The sequence below is a fragment of the Limosilactobacillus reuteri genome, assembly GCF_020785355.1.
GTDB lineage: Bacteria > Bacillota > Bacilli > Lactobacillales > Lactobacillaceae > Limosilactobacillus > Limosilactobacillus reuteri_I.
Genome location: NZ_JAJGVH010000083.1, coordinates 65530 through 89224 on the forward strand (window position 1 = coordinate 65530; position 23695 = coordinate 89224).

Here is a 23695-nt window from a genome sequence, read left to right on the forward strand (position 1 = left end):
TCATGAAATCAAATACGAATATTCACCGCTTACCTTTTAAACTATCACTCTTAGCAATTTCATTATTCATAATGATGTCGGCAGTAATTTCGCCGGCCCTTCCGCTAATGATACACGCATTTCCCACAATTAGTCATGTAAAGATTGAATTACTTGCTACTATTCCCAATCTTGGTATGATTTTTGGATTATTAATCAGTCCCTTTCTCAACAGAAAATGGTCCCAAAAAAGAATTATTCTTATTAGCCTGCTTATTGTCGGCGTGATGGGTACTTTGCCAGTTATCTTAAATAATTATTTACTAATTTTGATTTCACGAATTTTTTTAGGAATCGGAATCGGGAGCTATAATTCGTTAGCTGTGAGCTTAATTCCGCAATTGTATACCGGCAATCAGCATGAATTGAATCGGATGATCGGTTTTCAAAATATTATGAACAACTTAGGTTACGTTGTCGGCTCATTAGCAATCTGCTATTTAGTCACTTTATCGTGGCACGCTGTCTTTCTTGTTTATATTATTGCGATCCCGGTTTTACTTGCCTTCAAAATCTGGGTACAATTACCAAATGCTACTAGGAAGGACAAAGATAGCTCAATATCAATGCATAATTTAACTAAATTCGTCCACCCAGTGATCATCTGGATTAGCATCATGGTTTTGCTAATTTATATTTTTTACATGGCGCTTGCCTACAAACTACCGACATTAATTGTCGATGCCGGTTTAGGGAATGAAAGTACTGCTTCTCTCTTGCTGGCCCTTCTTGCTGCCATTGGAATCCCAATTAGCGCGGCCTTTGATTGGCTTGAACAACGACTTCATCAATTTGTATTTCCACTTTGTTTAGCATTTAATGCGGGCGGCTTCTTCTTGATTAGTACCGCTCACCATTTCTGGATATTAGTAATTGGTTGTATCATTCTCGGAAGTGGTTTTGGTCTTGTGATGCCCTTTATTTTCAAATGGATTGATAATGTTAGCGATAAAAATGCCGTTAACTTCTCGACGACCATTGTCTTAATCATGATGGATATTGGCTGTACCATTTCACCACTGGTAATTGCCCTTATCGATCATACGGCAAGAGGAGCGTTATTCTCGTCTGCTATTTTCTTCACATTATTAACAATTTATGGCTTGTTTAAGAGCCTAAAACACACTTTTATTAAATAACAAAAATGGTCAGTGAAAAAATGCTAGTTTTTTCCTGACTATTTTTTCTTAGCATATTTTTTCCACACTAATGCCTCTTTGATACAGGGGTAATGGCGAATCAGGATTAAGGTATACGTACCAGTTGTAACTGTGAGCAATAACCAAATTACCCACCCATTATCTGGCAAAAACTTAAAACGTTCTCGTAAGACTTCATCTAATAAGTCAAATAATAGTCCTTTGAATGTCATCTTTAGCCCTAAAAGGTGGTCTGTTGCAATTTCAACCATAAATACGAGGGCAAATCCATATAAATAGGCCCAACCACGCCGATATTTAAATATATGGTTACCATATTTATCTTTTTTCGCTGTCTTTACAATGCGAACGCTAAAGGTTTGAAACCAGCCAAGCATGATGCCAATTAAAATTAGAACAATTGTAACCAGCAAATGCCATTCCTGTTGCTCCGTAAAGATCGAAATAATGGTCATAACTAATGCATAAATCGGAATAATTATAAAACTAGTCTTAGTCACAGTTTCTAATTGAAATGTTCCTTTAATGAAATTATATAAAATCAATAAACAAAAAATTATTAAGAGAGTCATTAAACATCCCTCCTAATATAAATATAGGATAGATTTTAATAACTCTCCACTATTACACTTATAATAAGGCAAAGGAATTTCCTTTACACCAATAATTTAAGGAATTTTACCATTTGCTGTAAATTTTTGACCACTTATTACATATATAATATAAGCGGTGATAAATATAATATACTTAGATTAGAAAGGAAGTGGGAACTATGAAAGTAAATTGCCATATCGACCCTAATATTGAAGAGGAACATCTCGATTTATTTGTCCGTGAAATGAATCCCCAAATTAGCAACCTCCTAAAAAGTTTTACAAGTACCGAACCAGTATTATGGTGTTATGACGCAGATCAAATCATCCCCATTAAATTCTCGGATATCTTTGAATTAACTGTCGCTAAGACCGGTACTAAAATTTCAACAAAAGATCATGCCTACTTTTATCGTGAACGGTTATCCCACTTCAAAAGTAATCTTCCAAATGACTTTATTGAAGCATCTGGCAGCACTGTTTTTAATTATCATTACCTTGATCACCTTGAGTTATTAGATAATGGCTTGATAGATGCAATTTTAACGAATGGTAGCCATATTCAGATTTCACGACGAAAAATCAAAAATTTGAAAGCGAGGTTAGGACTATGAAAAAATATGTCAAATATACGATTGGTTTCTCAGGAATCGGGGTTCTAATTGGTCTAGCAATCTCTTTAGTCTTCAACTATCTTAACGGCAGTACCATCTACTACCCATCATCCCCTAATTTTGTTAACCAATTCGCTCATCCCCTTAACAGCGTAACTGTTTCTGTTATTTTATGGATGCTAATTGGCTGTGTTTTTGGGTTTGGCAGTTTAATTTTTGAACTTAAAAATTGGTCACTGCTAAAGAAAACGATCATTAATTTTTGTGCTTACTATGCTGGCTTTGCGCCATTAGCAATCCTATGTGGTTGGTTCCCGCTGACTTGGATTAATTTTGCTATTTTCACGCTTATCTTTATTGTAATTTATGCCATAATTTGGAGTCTTAATTGGTATTCGATAAAAAAAGAGATTCGCTCAATTAATCAGCAAATCAAAAAGTAGTTTCCCTCACATTTGATTGTAATAAGCCTGGACCAATTCAACAAAGTTATTAATGTTATAAGTTGTTCCAAATAGCTTACGAGCCGCTGTTGACCAATAAGAAATCGGGTCTTCGTGATCAGTTCCACCAAGATAGCTTGAAATCATTGCATGTGTCCAAACAGTTCCCCCGCCATCCTTGGTTCCCTTCGTCACGGGCAAATTATTCTGTTTTAAGATATAGGCTGTATAGTAAGCAGCGTTGCCAAGCTGGTTTGCAAAAGATGCTGCGGTATATTCATGAGGCATTTCAAACTGGACAAAGTATGGATTAGCATATGGTCCCGCTCCTTCTGCCATATATTTCGTATCAGCGATATTAACAATTTGTTGATTATCAATAAATGTATGAACAAATACTCTAGTTGAACTATAATTTTGCTTCATATAAGATACTTCACTACTAATCGTTGAATTTTCATTCCCCGTATCGTGAATTACGACCCCACGAGGATTTCCAGATGAAGTACTGTACCCGCGTTGTTCAAATATACTTGAAATTTGTTTAGTAATTTTAGCGTGTGGAAGACCAGATTGAGTAAGATAACTATTGATTTCATTGTTCATTTTCAACTCAATATCGGTGGTCCGAACAAAATAATTTTTTCCATTATAGGTAATCCGTGCGTAAGTATCATCGTTATCATTAGAAGTCAGATAGTAGCGATTGACTTTAACTAAGGCTTGATCAGGCAGGTTGGCGCGTTGAATTGCTGAAAGTGAATTATATACTCTTGCGCCACTGCTTAACGTAGCCGTTTCACTAACAGCATATGAATTACTGACCTCCCGCGTATGATGAGAATAAAACCAACTCCCACCGATTATTGCTACGACGATTATAATACGTGATAGATATATTAAATTTTGTTTTTTCTTTCTCTTTGCCATACTAGTTATTGTAACGAATAAATTTGAATTTTGTAGGAAAAACTAATTATTTATAAGTAATGCTAAAAAATCCCTTGCCATCAATACTGAAAGCAAGGGATCATTTTTTTATTTACCAATTATTAATCACCTCCACAGCAAGCACACACTTTACGTGATTAATACCTATGCAAGTGGTATTGTTAAATAAAAATATTTATGATATTATATACTTACAAAAAATAAGTAAGTGGAAGGAGCAACTAATTATGAATGTCGAATTAGGAATCTCAACTTTTGGTGAAACGACCCCGCTCGAAAAAACAGGTAAGGCAATTAGCCATGATGAACGGATTAGAAATCTTATTGAAGAAGTAGAATTGGCCGACCAAGTAGGAATTGATGCATATGCTATCGGTGAGCACCACCGCAAAGACTTTGCAGTTTCAGCATCTGAAACCATTATAGCGATGGCGGCTGCAAAAACAAAACAAATTCATCTTTCAAGTGCCACTACTAATTTACCAACGATTGATCCAATTCGAGTTTTTGAACAATATGCTACAATTGATGCAATGGCTTCTGGAAGAATTGAAATTATGGCTGGCCGTGGATCATTTACTGAAGCTTTTGACTTATTTGGTTATGATCTTGATAATTATGATGAACTATGTCAACCACCACTGACTAAAGTTAGTGGCTTGTGAGCTGAAAATCCTCGTGGATTTCAGACCACAATTTGCGTAAATAGGGACAACTTGCTTGACCAGCCGAGGCTGTAATCAAGTAGTGGTCGTCTAATTACCAACGCCTTTTATGTCCCCAGGTTGCCATAGGGACAGATAAGCTAGGCTAGTTTAGCTGTTCCCTTATCAAGAATATTTTTAGCTGCGTTCCAGTCACGAATATGGTAAGTACCACAGTTAGGACAAGTCCATTTGCGGTCAGCTAACGTTAGTTTGTCCGTGCCATTAGTACCCATCACAAAGCCACAATTGTGACATGTTTGGGTAGTATTTCTTGGGCTGATTGTGATAAATTGCCGATCATACAGATCTGCTTTATATGCTAACATGCCAAGAAAGGAACGCCAGCCAACGTCAGAGATACTAAGCGCTAAAGCATGATTTTTGAGCATATTCTTACTACGCAACTCCTCAGCTACTACTAAATCGTGGTTCTTGATTAGTGCAGTAGAGATTTGTTGAAGAAAATTATGTCTTTGGTTCATTACTTTGGCATGAAGCTTAGCAACTAACAAGCGTTGCTTTTGGTAATTTTTACTGTCTCGTAAAGAACGATGTTCTTTTTTTGCACGCCGTTGCCGTCTAGATAAAATACGCTGCTCTTTGGCTAATTTGCCTTTAATAGTGCGATAATATTGTGGATTAGGAACTGTGTTACCTTCACTATCGGTTAAGAAATTATCAGTATTAAGATCAATTCCAATATGTCCGTGATTAGTTTTGGACTCTTTAACGAAAGGTTTATCTGAAGCTAGTTGCATTGATAGAAAGAAGTGATCCGCCGGATCTTTAGTCAACGTCACAGTACCAATTCTAGTCTCACACATTCTCTTCAAAAGACGTGCTTGAGAACCGGCAACACGTAACAGTCCGATTTTAGGGACTTTGACATGGTTATTATCTAGAAAACAGACTGTACCGTTAGTTAGCAAAGCGGTCTTTTGCCCCGGGTATTGACAATTGGTTTGATAACGCCAGCGGTAACTTTTTCGATGAAACTTAGGAACACCAGCGGTGTGAACCTTCCGAAAAGCATTCCAAGCTTTTCGATAGTTCTGAATGGCATTAGCTTTCGCTAAACTGTCAATTCGTTTATCTTCTAAAAATTGATAGTGATTAGACATTTGTTTAGCGTTTTGGCGCATAGTTAGTTGTTTAATACGATCCTGAACTGTGTCAATTGGCAGCTTAACTCTGCGAAGTTGTATTAGTTCCTTACCGATCGCAACCATTTCGTTATAAATAAAGCGACTAGCGTCACTATTAATTTTAATCAACTGCTTTTGTTGGTCACTAGGATAGCAACGCATTTTCAGGCCATAATGATATTTCATTTTTGCCATTGACTTCATTTAATTTCACCTCCTTTATTGATATAATAATATTGTATCACATGTCAATGATAATAAATATAGAGGTCAATAAAATGAGTAAAGATAAAATCAAAGATGCAGTATATACCAGACGATATATCTATAACTTCCATTTCCATCTAATTTGGGTTACTAAATATCGTCATAAAACTTTTACTACTGATGAGTTATCGAACGAAATGAAGGAGATCCTATGGCAAGTAGCTGAGGATAACAAAATCGTAATTGAGAAAATGGAAGTTATGCCTGACTATGTTCATGTCTTAATTAACTTTCCACCTAGCAAGGCACCGACTAGCGCCATCAAAGCGCTCAAAGGCAGAAGCGCCTTTATTTTCTTGCATCGACACCCGGAAATTCGGCAGTCCCAATACTGGGGTGGTCATTTATGGTCGCCTAGTTACTACATGAGCACATTAGGTAATATGAGTAAAGAAGTAGTCGAGAAATATATAAACGATCAAAAATACAATGAGATGAAAAAAGCTCCTTACGGAGCTTGATAGGGCCTTCCATCCCATGACTAAAGTCACGGGATTTTCGGCTGAATATCATTAAAATGATGGAATTGCTTGGCTTAAAGCGTTTCTACCTCCACTTGCCAATTGCATCAATGCCCTATAAAGATGTATTAAAAGCAATTGAAATTTATGGAAAAGAAGTTGTACCAAAAGTCAAAAAATATTTTAAAGATAAAAGCAAATTGAATGATTTTTCAATTAAATGGAAAGCATAAAAAGATAGACGTGAGTGGAAAAAACACTTTTTTCTCACCCACGTCTTTTTATTACTAGAGCTTAATATTCTCAATTGCTAACAATTTCTTTTTGCGTTCAAGGCCACCTCTATAGCCCGTTAATTTACCATTTTGTCCAAGAACACGATGACATGGGATAAACAGTAAAATTGGATTTTTACCAACAGCATTCCCCACTGCCCGTGGACTACTATTAATTCTCTTAGCTAGTTGCCCATAAGTCACTGTTGCCCCATAAGGAATCTGTCTTAATTGTTGCCAAACTTTTTGTTAAAAATCTGTACCGTTCAAATGGAACTGAGGATATGTTAAAGGGACATTTCCCAGGAAATAATCATCTAACCATTTAACGGCATCTTTAATTGGAGGATAAGTAGGATTAAGATTATTCTCTTTAGATTGATCAACAAATTTTACTTCAGTGATTCCATATTCATCTGCTTGAATTTCAATCTTTCCTAAAGGCGACGAGTAATTAAAACTTGCAATCATTATGACCTTTCTCTTTAGTTAAAATGCAGAATTTCATTTACAGGACGACGCTCTGAATGGTAGCTATTAATTGTCGTATCAGTCGAATAACCAAGCGAGATACCAACGATAAACCGTTCATCGTCTGGCACATTCAAAGTTTGGTGAAGAATAGCTGGGAAACGAACGCTGTTATAGGTTGGAATCGTTCCCAAGCCATAAGCAGTTGCCGCTAACATAATATTTTCAGCAAACAAGCCCGCATCAAAAATCGACCAATCTGGTGAAGCTTTAGGAATAGTAATATAAAGAATTACCGGCGAATCATATAAAGTATTGCTGGCATTTGTCATCTTTTCATGAGCTTCATCAAAATTAGCAAAATGATGAACAATTCCATGCCGCCATTGCTTCATATTATCTTGGGTTTGCGGTGCCCAATCTTCACGGCTCATCACTGGCAAATCTGAATTCCCTTGATTACCGGCAATGTCTTGCTCACGATAAGCGTTCTTAATTGCCTGTAATGTATCACCCATCGCACAATATACTTGCCAAGGTTGAGAGTTTACCCATGATGGAGCACGTTGAGCTAATTCAACAATTTTAGTAATCATCTTCTTTTCAACTGGTTTGTCCGTAAATTGACGAATTGAATGGCGTTGATTAATTGCATCTTGTAAATCCATTAGATGATTCCTCCTAAATTACATACTCTTACTAAAGTTTAGCATATTTAGGTTTACTTTAATAAGATCTTGTATTGGTCACTTTATTTCGTTCGCCGCACCGCTTCCCTAATCTTGGGATAACGAACCATTAAGCAGGCCCCATAGGTAAAACTAGTTGCGACATTTAACACCCAGATGAACCAGGCGTTGTGACTGCGGAAAAAGGCGATAGTAGATAAGTCTTTAAGGACCTCTTCAAACAGTTCATGTGATATTTCCGTAGCGTTAATATGTGCACCATAAAACACTTCAACGCTAATCCCAATCGCAAATGAAACAAGCCAACCTACAAGGTACGGCCAATTCCTTTTAACCTTTAAAATCGGCCGCTGGTGGGAATCTAGTTTATTGGTGTCTTTAATTTGCGTTTTGCTTGCTTGTAGAAAGCCAATCGAAACTCCTAAGATTAGAAGAATAATTGTAAGTCCAGCTGCCGTTAAAGATCTTACGTTTTCTAGGCTCAAGGCCATCATAATTGCGGAATACATGGGGATAATTATTAACTCAAACCTTGTTACCTTTTCATATTCAAATGTTCCCTTAATGAATTTATAGATTAATAGAATTACAAATATAATCATTGATAATATACCCTAACTTTTAAGATTGTATTTGTATTCTACTATATCTTACTTTTTAATTCTCACCCTATTTAGGAGAAAATAATGAGTTTCCTATTTCCATGCAAAGCTTTGATGTGCTTGATCAACAATTCCACTCTGGATCTTCATGTTAAAAAGTTCTTCTAGTTGAGCAGATAAGTCAGCAACTGCCCGGTCAACAGCATCTTTATTTACATCGACAAAACCATCAATCGGGAAAAAGGCACTGGTCGTATCCGGGGTAATTTTTCCCTTATCGCTTTGTCGCCAAGTCCACCGTCTTGTCCATACTTCATTGCCAACTGCGTATACGACTTCACCTTCATCAGGAATTTCAACGTCATCTTTGCCCTTCCCCAGCGGAATAAATTCATCAGTTTCTGGCTGAGCTAATCGCATCATAATATCAGTTGAAGCATTATCCAAATTATGGGTACCCATCGGCAAAGTATATTTCAAAGAAACCGCATTGTTAAGATCAACTAAAGGATTAATATGAGGAAGCTCTTTTCCTTTTGCTAATCGTTTAAATAGTGCCTCAACTGAGCACGGGTATTTATTAGGATTGATTCCTAGTTGCCGAAATGCCTCCCTATAATGAATAATTTCTGGTCGTTCTTTAACATTAACCCCTGCAAAATTTTGCTGAGCAAGCTGTTCGTATTTTTCTAGCATCTTGTCAATTTCTGAATACTTTTGATGATTATCAATACCATGAGCAACTACAACGCCAACATACATGTTTGGTAATTTCTCAAAAATTTCTGGTGCAACAATAAATTTCATAATTTTCCTCCTAAAAAAACAAAAAGCTGGATAAGAAACCCGCTGCCGTAACAACGCTCTTATCCAGCTTGTAATTTTTACAAACCCTCTGAACTTAGGTTATTTAATTTTTAGATATTGTATCAAGTTGCTTTAAGGACGTCAAGAAAAAATCCTAAGGCAACAATCCAGCAACCTTATCACCTAATGTTGGATAAATCGCCATTACTTTTTGGCGATACTCCTTCCCATTTATCTTTAAACCAATAATTGGCAAGAAGTTATTAATATCATCAGCTGCGTAATCGCCAATTTCACTTGCACCTACCAATTGCTGATCTTTAAAGACTAAGGTAAGGGTACTGATTTGATCGTTTTGACCCGCGTAAAGGCTACCATATTTTAGTGAAACTTTCTTAATCTGATAGTTGGAATCATTCACAACATCATCTGGATTAACACCAGCGCGAGCTACTTCAGGAAAAGTAAAAGCAGCTTGACCAATTGTCGGGTAAACAATATCTTGATCCGTTTTACCTATTAAATAGTCAAAAAGATATTGGCCTTCAAATTCAGCAACCGGAGTTAGTTTAGGCTGTTGACGATTAACAACATCCCCAATTGCGTATACACCGTCAACCGTTGTCATCAAGTGACCGTCGACATTAATACCATGACGATTATATTCAATATCAGTATTTTCAAGCGCTAATTTTTCGATATTGGGATGACGACCCGTTGCATCAAGTACATAGTCAGTCTGTATTTCGCCATGATCGGTTGTAACGAGCAAGCCGTCTTTACCTTGACTTACTTTTTGCGTATCAGTATTAAAGCTAAATTTTATTCCCCGTTGCTTCATCGCATTAACTAGCGCTTCATCTTCCGTCTTGGTAAATTCATGAAGGACACGGTCAGAATGAACAACGATTGTTACCTCAGCGCCAGCAGCTGCTACAAGAGTTGCTAACTCTAAGCCCACAAAACCCGCACCGATTATCGTAATCCGTTGTGGAAGTTCTTTTAACGAGAGGAGGTCATAACTGGTATGAAGATATTCTTTACCCGGAATATCCAGAATATTTGGTGTTTGCCCCGTCGCAATGATAATATGATCGGCCTGGTATTGATGACCGTTTACACTAACAGTTTGGTTATCAATAAAACTTGCGTAACTGTCTTCAACATCGTGATTTTTCTTAATAATATCGCGCGTTTCGCCTGGCCATGGATCAAACCGCTCAAGCTTAGTCTGCATTAATGCTTCCCAATCTAATTTTGCGGGCTGACTAATGCCTCTACCAAGAAGTTGCTGAGATTGGAGAACAGTCCGGGTTGCTCCCTCCAGAAAAATTTTAGGCTCACATCCATAATTAGGACAAGTACCCCCATATTCGAAGCCTTCGATTACCAATACTCTACGATCAGTTTGAGCTAAGAGGTTAGACATCTTATAGGCAGCCGGTCCAGATCCAATTAAAATATCGTCATACTTTTTCATGTTCATCCCTCCAGATTCTTACATTATTGAATCAAGTGTAACTTAAGTAGTGAAAATAGTACAAACATTTTGTTTCGTCGTATAAAAATATTAATCAAAACTCAATTAATACTTATCCTCTTTCATCATGAAAGCGAATTCAACTAATGATTTAACAGTATTTTGTCTAACCTATTGTATGATCCATTCAAGAATGATAGATTAGCCTTTAATTATTAGGAGGTGGTCTACATGTTAAAAGTTAATACATTATTTATCATGACCGCCAGTATTCTCGTGTTATTGATGACACCAGGACTGGCTTTTTTCTATGGTGGTCTAGTCAATCGGCGCCATGCTAATAACATGTTGCTAACTGTTTTTATGATGTGTGGTTTAGCCGTGATTCTCTGGATTACAGTAGGCTATTCTCTTTCATTTTCCGGTAACCATTGGGGAATAGTCGGAAATTTAAATAATATATTAATGATTCATGTGCCAATCGATGCTATCACTAAAACCGGTATTCCAATTGGCGATTATGCAATGTTTATGATGATGTTTGCAATTATTACCCCGGCAATCTTTTGTGGATCGGTCGTCGGCCACGGACGCTTTAATTTTTTAGTAATGTTTACCATTTGCTGGTCTATCTTTGTTTACTACCCCCTTGTCCATATGGTTTGGGCACCACATGGACTATTAGCAAGATTAGGGGCAGTTGACTTTGCTGGTGGATTAGTTGTTCATGTAAATGCGGGGATAACGGCCTTAATCCTTTCAGCTTGGGTTGGTCGACGGAAAGATGTTCATTCTCAACGCAATAATTTATCGTGGGTATTAATTGGAACAGCCCTTTTATGGATTGGTTGGTACGGCTTTAACGCTGGTTCAGCCCTCGCCGTTAATGATACGGCCGTACAAGCCATGTTAACAACGACCATCTCATGTTCAAGTGCAATGGTAACATGGATGTTATTGGATCGTTATCAGTTTAATCATGTTACTCTAGCTGGAGTCTGTAACGGTGCAATTACCGGTTTAGTAGCAATCACTCCTGGAGCAGGCTACGTTACACTAGGTGGTTCAATGATTATTGGAATAGTCGGTGCAATCGTTAGCCAATACTTTATTACTAAGATCAAACCACACCTGCCAATTGATGATGTTGTTGATGCATTCGGCTGCCATGGGGTTAGTGGTATCTGGGGAAGTATTGCAACTGGTATTTTTGCTAGCCATCAGATCAGTCATCTAGTACCTAATGGGCTTTTATTTGGTGGTGGTTTGCACCTTTTGCTTGTTCAAATCTTTGTTACCTTATTGACAATTATATTTATCGGTGTGATGGATATTATCTTAATAAAACTGCTCTCAATTGTTTTACCGGTTTCGATTGATAATGAAAAACTGGCGGCGATTCAAAGTAAGTGAACTTAAATTTTTGCTGCAAAATTAGATTATTTACGTATATATTCCTTTAGAAGCAAAAATACATAAGGAGTAAATTTATGAATAATCTATCACGAGAAGAACAAATTGCCTTAATCTATGACAAATGGCAAAAGATGACAATTACTAGTGATCCAATGTTTGGACTAGTAATGCAAAATAAAGAAATCTGTTTAGAGTTAATTAATAGAGCCCTGCCAAATATTAAAGCAAAACAGATTATCCAGTTAGACACCCAAAAAGATATTAATATCGTTAGTGCCCATTGTGTTCGCTTTGATGTTTATGTTCGTGATGATAAAAATAATATCATTGTCATTGAGATGCAAGTTAATAATCAAAATAACATACCAGCACGCTTACGTTATTACCAAGAACAAGTTGATCATGAGCTATTAAGACCTGGAGATAATTACTCAGTACTCAATAATTACCCTACTTATATTATTATGTTTTGTAATTTTGATTATTTTAAGCAGGGATGGGCACGATATGAATTTAATCTTACTTGTACTAGAGACCATAATCTAAAATTTGGTGATAATCGGACAGTCGTTATCTTCAATGCTCTTGCTAAAAAATTTGATAAAAATGATGAACCGATTAAGAACTTCCTTGCTTTAATGCGCAATCAAGGCGACAATAAGAATAGATTTATTGCACAAATTCAAGGCGAAATTGATAAAGTCAAACAAGATCCAGAAAGGAGAAATGGCTTTATGAAGTACGAATTAAACTTGATGGACGCTAAAATGGAAGTTCGCGAGGAAGACATAAAAAAGCTAATTGATTCTCTTTACGAACTCAATATTAAACCAGAGATCGTTAAACACAAAGTTATGGAAAAATATAATTTAACTGATGATGAATATGATAAATTTCTCGAATAATAAAAAGAGTGCGTACAAATGAACTTTTTGTATAGCACTCTTATTTTATTGATGTGTCCGATACCCAACTGCCTGGGCATCAGCTAATGAATCGAAATAAACCACATTTTCAGGAGCAATTCCATAATCAGGATATTGTCCTGGCAAGTAACAATACATTGCGGAACTATCATCAATAATTGAATTCGGTTCATAGTTATCGGAATCATACCATGGTTCTGGTTCCTTTGGTGGGGTTATCGTTCCATTATTAGGCTGCTGAATTGTTGAAGGAGCTGTCTGACTATTATTATTTGAATAACTCTTCTCATTATTCGGTTGCTGAGACTGTTGCTCGCTTATTGAGGCTGCCGACTGATTATGGTTACTAATAAACCAGTCACCACCAACTAGTAATAGGGTAACTACTATTTATAGCCATGGGCGGCAGTAAAATGGTTTCTGATGTTGTTTCCTGTTCATAACTAATCTCCCTTATATCTGGACTTTCTATTTTGTATCAATTATTTTCTGCTTTTATTATATAGAATTCATATATGAACAAGATACTGCATTTGAAAAAGATTAATGTGGTCAATTAATTTTCAGAAGATTAGTTATAGGATATTCATAATTTAAAAAGCCAAGCAACAACCACCGTCTCTAAAGAATTTAGTAATTACTTAGCTTTTTATCAAAATTTATTCCATTGCGGGGAGACCAGTCTTTGTTCTTTGCTTATTTCTAGGTAAGTAAACTCCATTTTAGCTATTTACTGTTATTACCCATCAAGATTCTCGAAACTTTAGACTAACCAAATCGTTTAACAACATCATTAATCCTATCTCTTAATTCTTCACTAAAGCCATTTAAATCTTCATCTGTAATTACTTTCTCTAAGATTAACTGCAATAAAATCTGAAACATGGATCTTTTCGATACTTCAACAATAACCCCCGGCGATTTTCGATCCGCCTTTATTCGTTTTTCCAGCTTCCAAAATTTATTGGTTGCCGAATCATCACCATCTAGTATTCTTTTGTATTCTTGGTTAAGTCGATTCATATATCTTTCTTGCCATTCTGGGAGCAACTTATTGAATAATTGCCAGTCGCTTTTAGAGATATCATTCATTTCTCTTTACCTCGTTTTTACTTTAATTATATCCAGAAAGTTCAATTTAGGGGCAAAAAATTGTTTTAAAATGTAAAAAAATGTAAAATAAAATCAAAATGTAAAAGAATGTAAAAATAAGGTGAACTAAATGATTAATAAGCAAAAAAATCCATTTGACCCAAGCTTTGGGACCCCACCTCAAATTATCCTTCCCAACTATCAAAGTGATTTTGAAAGTCCTACATCAGTTGCCCAAGCGATTGCATACGATGATCCTAATCGAGTAATTTTCATTACGGGTTTACGCGGTTCTGGCAAAACTGCGCTCCTGACCCAAATTGAGCAACAAGTAGTGAAATTGCCTAATACATTTGTAGTAGAGATTGATAATAATCAACGAATGGTTCAAAACTTTGGGCACAATCTTAAAAATATCTTCAAAATGCACGCTCTTACTGATAAGATTGCTTCAATTTCAGTAATGGGCTTTGGTCTTAGTTTCAACAAAACTAACGAGGATTACACTACTCAAGATATTGAGAATTTTATGACAATGTTGACCAAGCTTAATAAACGCGTCGTTATTTTTATTGATGAATTTAATCATAAGGAAAATACCCGTGAATTTATCCAGCTTCTCCAAAATTTAAAGCGACATAATCTTAATTTTTATTTAGTCGCTGATGGTCTACCCAAAATGATCTATGACATTGAGCATGATCAAACACTAACCTTTTTAAAACGTGCTCGGCATATTCAAACAACCATGTTAAATATCAACGAGATTGAAATGGAATATCAAAAGCATCTCAATTTTGACCCAGTCGTCACCCATCAAATTGCTCAACTAACCGGTGGCTATTCTTTCGGCTTTCAATTACTTGGTTATAAACTTTGGAATGCCACTATGATTAGTCAACAGCCTGCTAATCAACAAACATTTGATGCTATTAAGACACTATATGTCCAAGACTTATTTACGCAGAGTTATGACATCATTTTTGATAATCTTTCCAACCACGACCGGGAATATTTAGTCGGCACGGCCAATAATATGACAACAATCCAGATTGCTGACTTGATGAATTATCAAAAGTCAGCCAAGCAACAGCAAAATTACGTTAACCAGTACCGCCGACGAATGATTCAACAAGACTTGATTATCCCCGCAGGTAATGGAAAAGTAAAGTTCAAGTTACCACTATTCAAAGAGTACCTAGCTGATACACAAAATCCAGATTCAATTCGCTATAATCCATTAATTTAATCACAAAATCACCATCCTGGAACTCAACATAGGGTCCAAGATGGTGACTTTTTAAATACTCTGAAAAATTACTACCTACAATTCCCGTTCAAAGATGGTGAAGTGGTTAAAATATAAATATAGAATTGTAAGGCACTCAGCTATTTTAGCTGGGTGCTGTTTTTATTCCATTGCATTAGGTATTCTTCATTTCCCGTTTCATCTATTTGTTTCTTAATAATTTTCAGTCCATGTTGTTGATAAAAATAGTAAGCTGACTCATTTTTTACATACACATGGAGTGTCAACGAAGCGTGATTCTGCTGAATTACCGTTAATAATTGACTACCAATTCCTTGATTTCGAAATTCTTTTTTGATAAAGATTCCTGCTAAGTAGTTTTCTTGCAAGCCAGCAAATCCAACTAACTGATCACCACTTTCTGCAACCAATACATTAGATTGCAATAACGCCTTTCGAACTTCTTGAAAATGCTCATGCCAATATTGTTGCTTAACAAATGGATGTGCTTCAATATTACAACTCAGCCAAATTTCCATGACTTGATCAAGATCACTCGCCTTAAATTTTCTAATAGTTATTTCCGCCTTTTGCTGATATCTTAACTCAGTAAATCCATTATAACTTTTTGTCTCAAGCAACCGCAGCTTAATTGGATTAGGCAAAGTGTTAAATAAGCGTATGCCCTGGCCAAGCAATGTAGGAACGATGGTCAGGTAATATTCATCAATCAAATTTTGTTGTGCAAGTTGTTGAACTAAACTAGCTCCACCACAAATCCAAATATTTTTACCTGATTGCTGCTTCAGTTGCTTAACTAATTCAGCAGGTTGTTCTGCCGTGAAATGAATATTATCGGTTGAAGTTTCTTGACGATGGGTAAAAATGTATGATTGCAAATCTTCATATACCCATTTATTAGGGGACAATTCTGTTCTTACCTGATGATATGTGTTCCACCCCATCAGCACTGTATCAATATCCTTGATAAATTCTGAATATGTATCTGGGTTATTACTATCGTCACCATGACCATGAAGCCAATCAACTTCACCATTGTTATCAGCAATATATCCGTCAAGACTTAGTGCGATAAATAGTATTACTTTCCGCATCCCTAATCACCTACCCTTTTCCGTTAGTAAATCACCATCTTTCAACGTTACATAAAGTTCACGTTCAAAGATGGTGAGGCGAATTATTTAATTAACTGGTTTAATTCGTTGATGTCTACAGCATTGAGGTCAATTGCTTCTCCACCTAACCATTCTAAAAGGTCAGGATCAATTTGCCCTTTTTGGTAATCATCATAATACTGTTCTAAACCACCGACACCACCAATATCTTCAACAATACCATAACCTTGGGCTTTTTGAACATGTGGTAGTTCCTCATTAGTAACTGATTGAATTTTTTGGACATGAAGTTTAAACTCCCAGCCGTCCCCATAGTCATAATGAATAGTTAATTTATCTTTTTCATTTAATAATGAGACCGTTGCTAGATCAAGTTTAACTTTTGTCATCCTGCCTGGCACAAAATCCGCTGACTGAGTATAAAATTCCTGAGTCTGTTCATTAATTGCATCATACAAGTGTGCCAAGTCACCATGAAACATCAAAATCACTGTTTCAGCGAGTTCCTCAATTGTACTACTACCCTTAATCACGAACGTACGGCTTGCTAGCGGTTTAAAATCAGCTAATTTAGCAGTAATTACATACGCCTGGTCATAGTTTTGCGGATTAATCAATTGACGGTTGCTAACATTCGCTGGTATATCTGCTTGTGCTGGAGCTAGTTCGTCAAGCAACTGCTGAATAAGAGAATCTTGATAGTCATCTTCTGGCATAGCTAATTCTGGTTCTCCATAGATAATATCGTAGCTTGTATCTAGATAGTCTGCAACATCCCTAGCGGCTGATTGACTCACGATCCCTGTGTGACTTAGAAAAACATAAAAATTGGATAACGTAGCAGAAAGAAGATCCTCATCAATTTGATCTAACGTTCCAGCGAAAAAGATGTTTGGCGCAGCTAGGTTAGTAGTGACGGTGCAAATTTTATTTTTTAACATGAAATGGTTCAAAAATTGGTCCAAGATACGACGAGCAGTCTTATCATCCCCCATTAACTGACTATCAGCACTGGCGATAAACTGGTCAATCATTTGCTGGTTGTTTTGGCTAATCGCTTGAACTGTTGCTGGATTATCTGCTGAGGTTTTTCCTTCGTCATCCGCCCAAATACGAGGATCTTTAAATTGTGGCTTGATAGTACAATATTTGGCCCCCGGTCGTGGAGCTTTCACCTTCACTGAATGTTCTTCATTAACCAATTGGCAAAATTGCATTAAAACTTCCTGATCGTTTCCAGATAAAGCTAATAACAAGTAGACAAGATCATTGAAATCCTCAGTTGATGAAAAATCATCATTATCGTTAAGGGTTTCCTTAAATTCTGCTTGGTGGCTAGCAATTATCTGCAAATAATTTTTAAGTTTTTCGTTTTCAGCAGATGGGGTTGGCCGGTATAAATTAAATGAAAAAACATTTTGCATTAACCAAGTACGTTGCGGATCAACCAAAAAGGGCATTTCATTTAGAAAGTTAATGGCAACCTGACTAAATTTACCCTCGCCTAATTTGTCAGTAAAGACTGGCAAACCAGTTTCCTCTTCTACATATAGGTAGTATGTTTTATTATCAATCTTTACCGGACTAAGCTGCCACCGTCGTAAAGGTTTTTGGCTAATCTTACCAGTATTATGAGGTAGTCGATCAGCCAGGTCAGGACTATAAAATAACTGTGCCATGATTGCTACTCCTTTATTTTTGAATGTGTGAGAAATGAATTTTATTCGCTCTTGTGGGTATTTAAATACTCAAATAAGTTGATACCATGAATTTTTTCAATAAACTAGTCTACTCGAACAAAACTGAAGTGGGATCTTCATTAGCAATTTTTCAACTGACTGATAAATTCAAACAAACCTATACGATCAATATTCATTAACTTACCAATCGGTTATCGACTAAAGATCTATTTCTTAGTTAGTCCATACATTTTATGTGTATCTATATAAGACTGTTTGTGAATGTTCATTGATTTTATTATCCGTTAATTATCTAATCATGAAATTACGGATACTTTAGGGAATCATATTGACCATTCTCATCAATTTTAACATCTTCTACCGGAATCACTTTGACTAAATCAGCCCAATCAAGCGCATCCTTAGCCTCAAATGCCACTTCCATTTCTTTTTGCAAGCTCATTTTTTTGCGAATAGTTGCTGGAATTTCCACTTGGGCTTTTTTGTGACATCTTACTAGTTAATGCCTTGGTCATAATAATCCCTCCTAGTAATCTATCTCATGTCTTACGTTTTACGTCTTATTTATATAATAAATAGGGTTTTGAAACAATTCAAAGAGATAATTCTTTGGGAAAGTAATATGTAATTTGATAATGCGGTGCTCTACTAACTTAATCTTCTAGTTTCTTTAGTTGTTCTTTCAAATATTCAACTACTGCCCTATATTCAGCTAATCCGTAACCCACTGTTATTTTTTGAAGATTACTAATTCCCTGTAATTCCCAATGCTCCAAACTACTTTCTAAACGCTTAATTTGGTCTTCTTTAACCTTAATCTCACTTTTAATCAACTCAATAACTTTTTGTTTACTTAAATAATCGTCGCCAAAGAATAGCTTCATTAAAAAATCAGATTTAAATACTTCTTCAACTTTATCTGATTCTAAATATTTTCTTAATTCTTCCCTCCCCTTATCAGTAATCGAAAAAATATTTTTATTTGGCTTATCTTCCTGAATAACAGTTTCCTTTTTTACTTTCTCCTCTTTTTCTAATTTTTTCAGTGTTGGATATATCATCCCATAAGTTCCATCATAAAAATAAGAAATTTGATTTTGTAAAATATCATTAATTTCATATCCAGTTCTTGGTTTATTCCTTAGAATTCCAAGGATTACATCTCGTCCTTTCACTCTTTTATCCTCCTCTTTTTATTTAATCATATCATTTATACCTAATATTTTCATTCTTAATATCATTGACATTTATATTAACAATGTTAATATAAACTATATTCATAATAAAGGAGTGAAAATGTTGTGAATACTAAAAAAGTTTTTGTCATTATCGCTATGTCAATTGGCATTTTCCTATGTATGCTCGATACAACTGTAATGAATGTTGCCCTTCCTACTATTCAAACTAGTCTAAATGTTAAATTAAATAATCTATCTTGGGCACTTAATATATATACTATTCTCTTTGCAACTCTTACTATTCCACTTGGTAAGATTGCTGAACGTTTAGGAATTAATAAAACCTATGTTAGCGGTCTAATAATTTTTATTGTAGGATCAACTTTCTCTGCACTTGCCAAAACATTGCCAATTCTAATTCTTGGGCGTGCGTTACAAAGTATTGGCGCAGCAATTGTTTTTCCATTGTCTATGTCGATTGGTATTGCTTCTACCGATCTTGCTACTAGAAAGAAAGTAATTGCTATTTTAGGAATCACTCAAGGATTAGCTGCTGCTTTAGGGCCAGTAATTGGTGGAGTATTAACACAATTCTTATCTTGGCGATGGATTTTTATTATCAATATTCCATTGAGCATTATTTCGTTTTCTATTTGTTTATCTACATTAGAACTACATGAAACTCCTAAAAAAGAACCGATTGATTTTTGGGGGTCTCTTCTAAGCATGATCTCTTTATTTTCATTGACTCTTTCTTTAGTACAAGGACGTATATGGGGATGGGTAAGTGTAAGAATTATCAGTCTCCTTACCTTTTTTGCTATCACTTTAGTTTTGTTTATAATTCATGAAAATAAAACTAAATATCCAATGATTCCATTGGAACTTTTTAAAAATCGCGAATTTACAGGATCAGCTATTACAATTGTTCTTAGCAATCTCTTCTTAGTTGCTGTCACCGTTGTTCTCCCAACTTACTTTGTTAAAATTCAAAACAAAACTGAGTTAGAGGCAGCGCTACTAATTACTCCTATTACTGGAATGATTTTTATTTTTTCGCCCTTGGCAGCCATACTAATTGATAAATTAGGATCACGAGCGGTAATTGCTACTGGATTTTTATTAATGACGATTAGCTTTATTCTTTTCGCAACTATTAATATGAACAATTTAGCTTTAGTCATTATCACATGTCTTATCCTAGGAATAGGATATGGGATAATTGCAGGTCCGATTACAGTTTTAGCCGCTTCAGACTTCAAAGGCTCACTATTAAATGCATCTCAAAGTGTTGCTGGCGTGCTTCGACAAATTGGTATCTCCTTAGCAATCGCAATTTATGTAACAGGACTTTATGGAAATTTAGTCACTGCAAAACATAATTCAGTTAAGTATATTAAAAGTGAAGTAGCTACTTTAAACATTCCTCAATTAAAAAAGCAAGCTGTAATTGATAAGTCAATTTATTCCCTATCCCATTCAGCTAATGATAGCTCAGGGAAACATTTTACTTCTAATGAAAGAGAGCTACTTATTCACAAAAATTATGAAAATGCTCTATTATCCCAGCCTACTTCGCTACCCAAAAGAGCTAAGGTAAAAATCTATTCTCAAGTGCAAGCAAAAGTAGATAAAAGATTAAATAATCTAAATAAGCAAATTAATCTTACAATTACTAAAATAAAAAGCTTTGCCACAAATGAATATGGAAAAGCTTTTACTAAATTATATAAATATTCAATTATTTTTGTTGCACTTTCTATATTAACTAGTTTACTTTTTCCAAGAAAGAAAAATAAGACCTCATACTAAACAAAATGTTCTTGTTGGATTCTAGCAAGATATTTTTTACGTCGTTTCACCGATGAATCGGAAACCATTCCAAAATTTTGCCATTGACAATTTTGAAAGCCAAGTTGCTTTAAAGTTTGATTAATAAAAATTTTCTTAATCGCATTACCATTTAAATATTTAATATAAAACGTTGGAGAGCTTGAAGTCGTTAAAACATAACATTGCTGAATATTAGTTAATTCTCCTTTTACGCCAACTTTACTAACAGTATGTGAAAGTCCCTTACCTTCCATCATTACCTTATCAATAAAACCCTTTAACATTCCTGGAATGCTATTCCACCAGATCGGGGTAATGAAGATTACTGTTTTTGTCTGTTTTAATAAATTGAGATATTTTACGACTAATGGATCTGTTGTTTTTCCTATATGAAAAAGCGACAGGTCTTTTTTCGTATAAACGGGGCTAAAGCGCTCAGCATATAAATCGATAGTTGTAAATTCAATATTCTTTGATTTTAAATTATTCTGAACTGCTTGAAGGATCGCATGGTTAAAACTTTGCGGATAAGGATGACAATAAATGATTAATGTATCCATTATTTTCCTCCTACCATTTGATTGAGGGTTACTTTAACGACTTGGGGCTCATAAGTAGTGACACCATTTTTGATTAATAGCGAATACCCCTGGATGAAAGACCATAGCTGTTCAAAAAATTGCCGATCATTCAGAATTCCTGGATTCACTTGTTGGGCTAAGTGTTTAATCTCTTTCAAAAAATTAAAATCATCGTTCTCTGTTTGATAAACCTGAATAATTGTTGGATTAAAGAACAGGAAATCCATTACTTGTGGCTGTTCTTGAAATTCTTTGCAAAACTGTTGTACAATTTGTAGGATCTGATCAAAAGCAGATAATTCACTGTTAATTGATAACTTAGTAAGAAACTGCTGCGATAAAATCATCGCTGTTCGATAAAATAAAACATCCTTATTCTTGAAGCGCTTATAAAACGCCCCTGTTGTAACTCCGGCTGCTTGAGAAATTTTACGCAGTGAAACGGTTTGATAACCATTTGTACGAATAAAATTAATTGTTGCTTTTATTATTTTTTCTTCGATTTTATCATTCATTTACGTTGCTCCTGATAACAGTGTTATTTACAATTTAAAATAACACTGTTATCAGAAAATGTAAAGAAAGTCATCATCTTAGAATACAACATTGAATTCAAAAATGATGACTTTCAAAATATGAATGTTCACTTCAAATCAAATAAATGTAAGAAACCTATTATTCCAAATATTTTCAAAAAAATTGATAGTATCTTCAGCTGTCATATATTTATTATCAAATGTACTGCTAGTGTTGTGTTGCATTATTACTTGATATCCTAATCCATGTGCCATTTTAATTGTTGCATCAACACAGTATTCAGTCTGAGCTCCACAAATTTCTAAATTATTAATACCTAAGTTTTCTAAAATTTTCTCTAGATGAGTTTGATAAAAAGAATTAGGATGCTTTTTACTCAGCAAAATATCGTTTTTCTTATAATGCAAATCGGACACAAGCTGCCAAGCAGTAGAATTTTTTTGAAGGAAATTATCTTCGTGCTGGATAAAGATAATTGGAAAATTCTGGCTCCGATAGTAATCAATACGTCTATTTATTTTTGATATTAAATTTTCATAGTTAAAAATAACTTGATCTGATTTACAAACACCATTTTGTAAATCTATTATTATAAGAGCTGACTTAGCCATATAGTCTCCTTATTAACAATTAATGGTTCAAAAAAATCCCGTAATGTTAAAATGTGAATCTTTCTATTTATATTCTTTAATTTCCCTATCATACTTCTTTAGCAAATCGTGATGATAGATTTTGCTTTTTTGGGACATCCGTACTTTCTTCCATAAAATTGATGCCACTTTCAATCTGTGTCTATATTGAGCAGTAGCTTGGTCTTTAAAAAAATCTCGCACAAAATTATTCCATTGATATGTTCCTTCTTCTACAGATAAATTCGTTTTGCTTTGATCCCAATTTTGCATCTCTAGAATTAAATCGCCAACAGTCATTTCTGTATCATGCTCTGCTTCGGCTTTTCTTTTGATAATAGCCATTTGCTTACTAAATGAAAATCTTTTAACACCAAAATAATCTGCAAACCATTTACGTGCTTCCTGATTAAAACTAAATCCAGAATCAAGCAACTTGGTATCAAGATTAATTTCTTCATAGGCTAAAGGACAATGACTTTTCTTGCTCCGTAAAGGTTTAATTTGAGTGGCAGGTGTTCCATTCAAACATTCCCTAATATATGAGTTAAGTTCTGCCTTTGTTCCTGATGTAGGTAATTTCAATTGCCGACATAATTTTACTAATTCAGTTTTATAATAATAGGTTTGTTCAAATTCAGAAAGAGTATGAGGTATTTTCATCTCAAATAGCCTCGCTTAAAATATATTAATTTCTATGGATATCTAAATTTT

24 protein-coding genes and 3 pseudogenes are annotated in these 23695 nt (G+C 35.1%); 10 read left to right on the forward strand and 17 right to left on the reverse strand.

The annotated features are described in order from the left end of the window. The first annotated feature begins 2 nt into the window (after positions 1-2). Positions 3-1178, forward strand: coding sequence for an MFS transporter (locus tag LMB56_RS09680; protein WP_229284210.1), 1176 nt, complete (start codon positions 3-5; stop codon positions 1176-1178). 38 nt (positions 1179-1216) lie between these two features. Here LMB56_RS09680 and LMB56_RS09685 read toward each other — a convergent pair whose 3' ends face one another. Then, on the reverse strand, positions 1217-1771 hold the full coding sequence (locus LMB56_RS09685; RefSeq protein WP_229284209.1) for a hydrophobic protein: 555 nt from the start codon (positions 1769-1771) through the stop codon (positions 1217-1219). 200 nt (positions 1772-1971) lie between these two features. Here LMB56_RS09685 and LMB56_RS09690 point away from each other — a divergent pair, with 200 nt between their 5' ends. After that, the gene (locus LMB56_RS09690; protein ID WP_229274520.1) at positions 1972-2406 is read left to right on the forward strand and encodes a LytTR family DNA-binding domain-containing protein; all 435 of its coding nucleotides are present in this window, start codon (positions 1972-1974) and stop codon (positions 2404-2406) included. Next, entirely contained in the window at positions 2403-2849 is a 447-nt protein-coding gene (locus LMB56_RS09695; RefSeq protein ID WP_003664438.1) for a DUF3021 domain-containing protein, read from the forward strand. Before LMB56_RS09690 ends, LMB56_RS09695 begins: the two co-directional genes overlap by 4 nt. 6 nt (positions 2850-2855) lie before the next feature. Here LMB56_RS09695 and LMB56_RS09700 read toward each other — a convergent pair whose 3' ends face one another. After that, on the reverse strand, positions 2856-3779 hold the full coding sequence (locus LMB56_RS09700) for a peptidoglycan recognition protein family protein (RefSeq protein WP_229284208.1): 924 nt from the start codon (positions 3777-3779) through the stop codon (positions 2856-2858). A 248-nt stretch (positions 3780-4027) separates the two neighbouring features. Between LMB56_RS09700 and LMB56_RS09705 the strand changes: the two are divergent. Beyond that, positions 4028-4429: pseudogene (locus tag LMB56_RS09705) on the forward strand (LLM class flavin-dependent oxidoreductase); the annotation flags it as partial. A 176-nt stretch (positions 4430-4605) separates the two neighbouring features. Here LMB56_RS09705 and LMB56_RS09710 read toward each other — a convergent pair. Next, positions 4606-5856: an RNA-guided endonuclease InsQ/TnpB family protein gene (locus tag LMB56_RS09710; RefSeq protein WP_229284207.1), complete on the reverse strand. Its 1251-nt coding sequence runs from the start codon at positions 5854-5856 to the stop codon at positions 4606-4608. A 74-nt stretch (positions 5857-5930) separates the two neighbouring features. Between LMB56_RS09710 and tnpA the strand changes: the two genes are divergently transcribed. Together tnpA and LMB56_RS09720 are read left to right on the forward strand one after the other, a co-directional pair. Beyond that, positions 5931-6380, forward strand: a complete 450-nt coding sequence (gene tnpA / locus LMB56_RS09715) for an IS200/IS605 family transposase (RefSeq protein WP_229284206.1) — start codon at positions 5931-5933, stop codon at positions 6378-6380. A gap of 47 nt (positions 6381-6427) precedes the next feature. Further along, positions 6428-6613 (forward strand): annotated as a pseudogene (locus tag LMB56_RS09720) (LLM class flavin-dependent oxidoreductase); the annotation flags it as partial. Positions 6614-6667: 54 nt separating this feature from the next. Here the strand turns inward: LMB56_RS09720 and LMB56_RS09725 are convergent. The 5 genes and pseudogenes from LMB56_RS09725 to LMB56_RS09745 all read right to left on the reverse strand — a co-directional run bounded on the left by LMB56_RS09725 (position 6668) and on the right by LMB56_RS09745 (position 10710). Next, positions 6668-7126 (reverse strand): annotated as a pseudogene (locus LMB56_RS09725) (methylated-DNA--[protein]-cysteine S-methyltransferase). 14 nt (positions 7127-7140) lie between these two features. After that, the gene (locus tag LMB56_RS09730) at positions 7141-7794 is read right to left on the reverse strand and encodes a nitroreductase (RefSeq protein WP_229284205.1); all 654 of its coding nucleotides are present in this window, start codon (positions 7792-7794) and stop codon (positions 7141-7143) included. An 83-nt stretch (positions 7795-7877) separates the two neighbouring features. Continuing rightward, positions 7878-8417, reverse strand: a complete 540-nt coding sequence (locus LMB56_RS09735) for a hydrophobic protein (protein WP_229284204.1) — start codon at positions 8415-8417, stop codon at positions 7878-7880. Between the two features lie 93 nt (positions 8418-8510). Next, complete coding sequence (locus LMB56_RS09740) at positions 8511-9224, reverse strand: B3/B4 domain-containing protein (RefSeq protein ID WP_229284203.1); 714 nt, start codon at positions 9222-9224, stop codon at positions 8511-8513. 154 nt (positions 9225-9378) lie between these two features. Then, entirely contained in the window at positions 9379-10710 is a 1332-nt protein-coding gene (locus LMB56_RS09745; protein ID WP_229284202.1) for a dihydrolipoyl dehydrogenase family protein, read from the reverse strand. Positions 10711-10935: 225 nt separating this feature from the next. Here LMB56_RS09745 and LMB56_RS09750 point away from each other — a divergent pair, with 225 nt between their 5' ends. Next, a complete protein-coding gene (locus tag LMB56_RS09750) occupies positions 10936-12117 on the forward strand; it encodes an ammonium transporter (RefSeq protein WP_107721448.1) in 1182 nt (393 codons plus the stop codon). A gap of 77 nt (positions 12118-12194) precedes the next feature. Next, a complete protein-coding gene (locus LMB56_RS09755) occupies positions 12195-13025 on the forward strand; it encodes an Rpn family recombination-promoting nuclease/putative transposase (protein ID WP_229284201.1) in 831 nt (276 codons plus the stop codon). 789 nt (positions 13026-13814) lie between these two features. On the opposite strand, the gene LMB56_RS09760 is transcribed toward LMB56_RS09755, so the two are convergent. Next, positions 13815-14138, reverse strand: a complete 324-nt coding sequence (locus LMB56_RS09760; protein ID WP_229284200.1) for a multidrug transporter — start codon at positions 14136-14138, stop codon at positions 13815-13817. A gap of 130 nt (positions 14139-14268) precedes the next feature. On the opposite strand from LMB56_RS09760, the gene LMB56_RS09765 reads away from it, so the two are divergent. Then, positions 14269-15387, forward strand: coding sequence for an ATP-binding protein (locus LMB56_RS09765; protein WP_229284199.1), 1119 nt, complete (start codon positions 14269-14271; stop codon positions 15385-15387). Between the two features lie 140 nt (positions 15388-15527). Here the strand turns inward: LMB56_RS09765 and LMB56_RS10610 are convergent, their stop codons facing one another. From LMB56_RS10610 to LMB56_RS09785, 4 genes are all read right to left on the reverse strand, one after another. Beyond that, positions 15528-16502 (reverse strand): GNAT family N-acetyltransferase, encoded by a 975-nt coding sequence (locus LMB56_RS10610; protein WP_229284198.1) that lies wholly within the window; start codon positions 16500-16502, stop codon positions 15528-15530. A gap of 83 nt (positions 16503-16585) precedes the next feature. After that, positions 16586-18202 (reverse strand): plasmid pRiA4b ORF-3 family protein, encoded by a 1617-nt coding sequence (locus LMB56_RS09775; protein WP_229284197.1) that lies wholly within the window; start codon positions 18200-18202, stop codon positions 16586-16588. Positions 18203-18527: 325 nt separating this feature from the next. Then, positions 18528-18647, reverse strand: a complete 120-nt coding sequence (locus LMB56_RS09780) for an AbrB family transcriptional regulator (RefSeq protein WP_143451291.1) — start codon at positions 18645-18647, stop codon at positions 18528-18530. 229 nt (positions 18648-18876) lie between these two features. Continuing rightward, entirely contained in the window at positions 18877-19398 is a 522-nt protein-coding gene (locus tag LMB56_RS09785; RefSeq protein WP_094532664.1) for a PadR family transcriptional regulator, read from the reverse strand. Between the two features lie 159 nt (positions 19399-19557). On the opposite strand from LMB56_RS09785, the gene LMB56_RS09790 reads away from it, so the two are divergent. Continuing rightward, a complete protein-coding gene (locus LMB56_RS09790; protein ID WP_229282061.1) occupies positions 19558-21213 on the forward strand; it encodes an MFS transporter in 1656 nt (551 codons plus the stop codon). Here the strand turns inward: LMB56_RS09790 and LMB56_RS09795 are convergent. The 4 genes from LMB56_RS09795 to LMB56_RS09810 all read right to left on the reverse strand — a co-directional run bounded on the left by LMB56_RS09795 (position 21210) and on the right by LMB56_RS09810 (position 23644). Next, positions 21210-21794, reverse strand: a complete 585-nt coding sequence (locus tag LMB56_RS09795) for an NAD(P)H-dependent oxidoreductase (protein WP_229282045.1) — start codon at positions 21792-21794, stop codon at positions 21210-21212. The two genes, LMB56_RS09790 and LMB56_RS09795, sit on opposite strands and share 4 nt — an antisense overlap. Beyond that, positions 21794-22330, reverse strand: coding sequence for a TetR/AcrR family transcriptional regulator (locus LMB56_RS09800; RefSeq protein ID WP_229284196.1), 537 nt, complete (start codon positions 22328-22330; stop codon positions 21794-21796). Before LMB56_RS09800 ends, LMB56_RS09795 begins: the two co-directional genes overlap by 1 nt. Before the next feature lie 138 nt (positions 22331-22468). Next, a complete protein-coding gene (locus LMB56_RS09805) occupies positions 22469-22963 on the reverse strand; it encodes a cysteine hydrolase family protein (protein ID WP_229284195.1) in 495 nt (164 codons plus the stop codon). 63 nt (positions 22964-23026) lie between these two features. Further along, a complete protein-coding gene (locus LMB56_RS09810; protein ID WP_229284194.1) occupies positions 23027-23644 on the reverse strand; it encodes an SAP domain-containing protein in 618 nt (205 codons plus the stop codon). Positions 23645-23695: the final 51 nt, after the last annotated feature.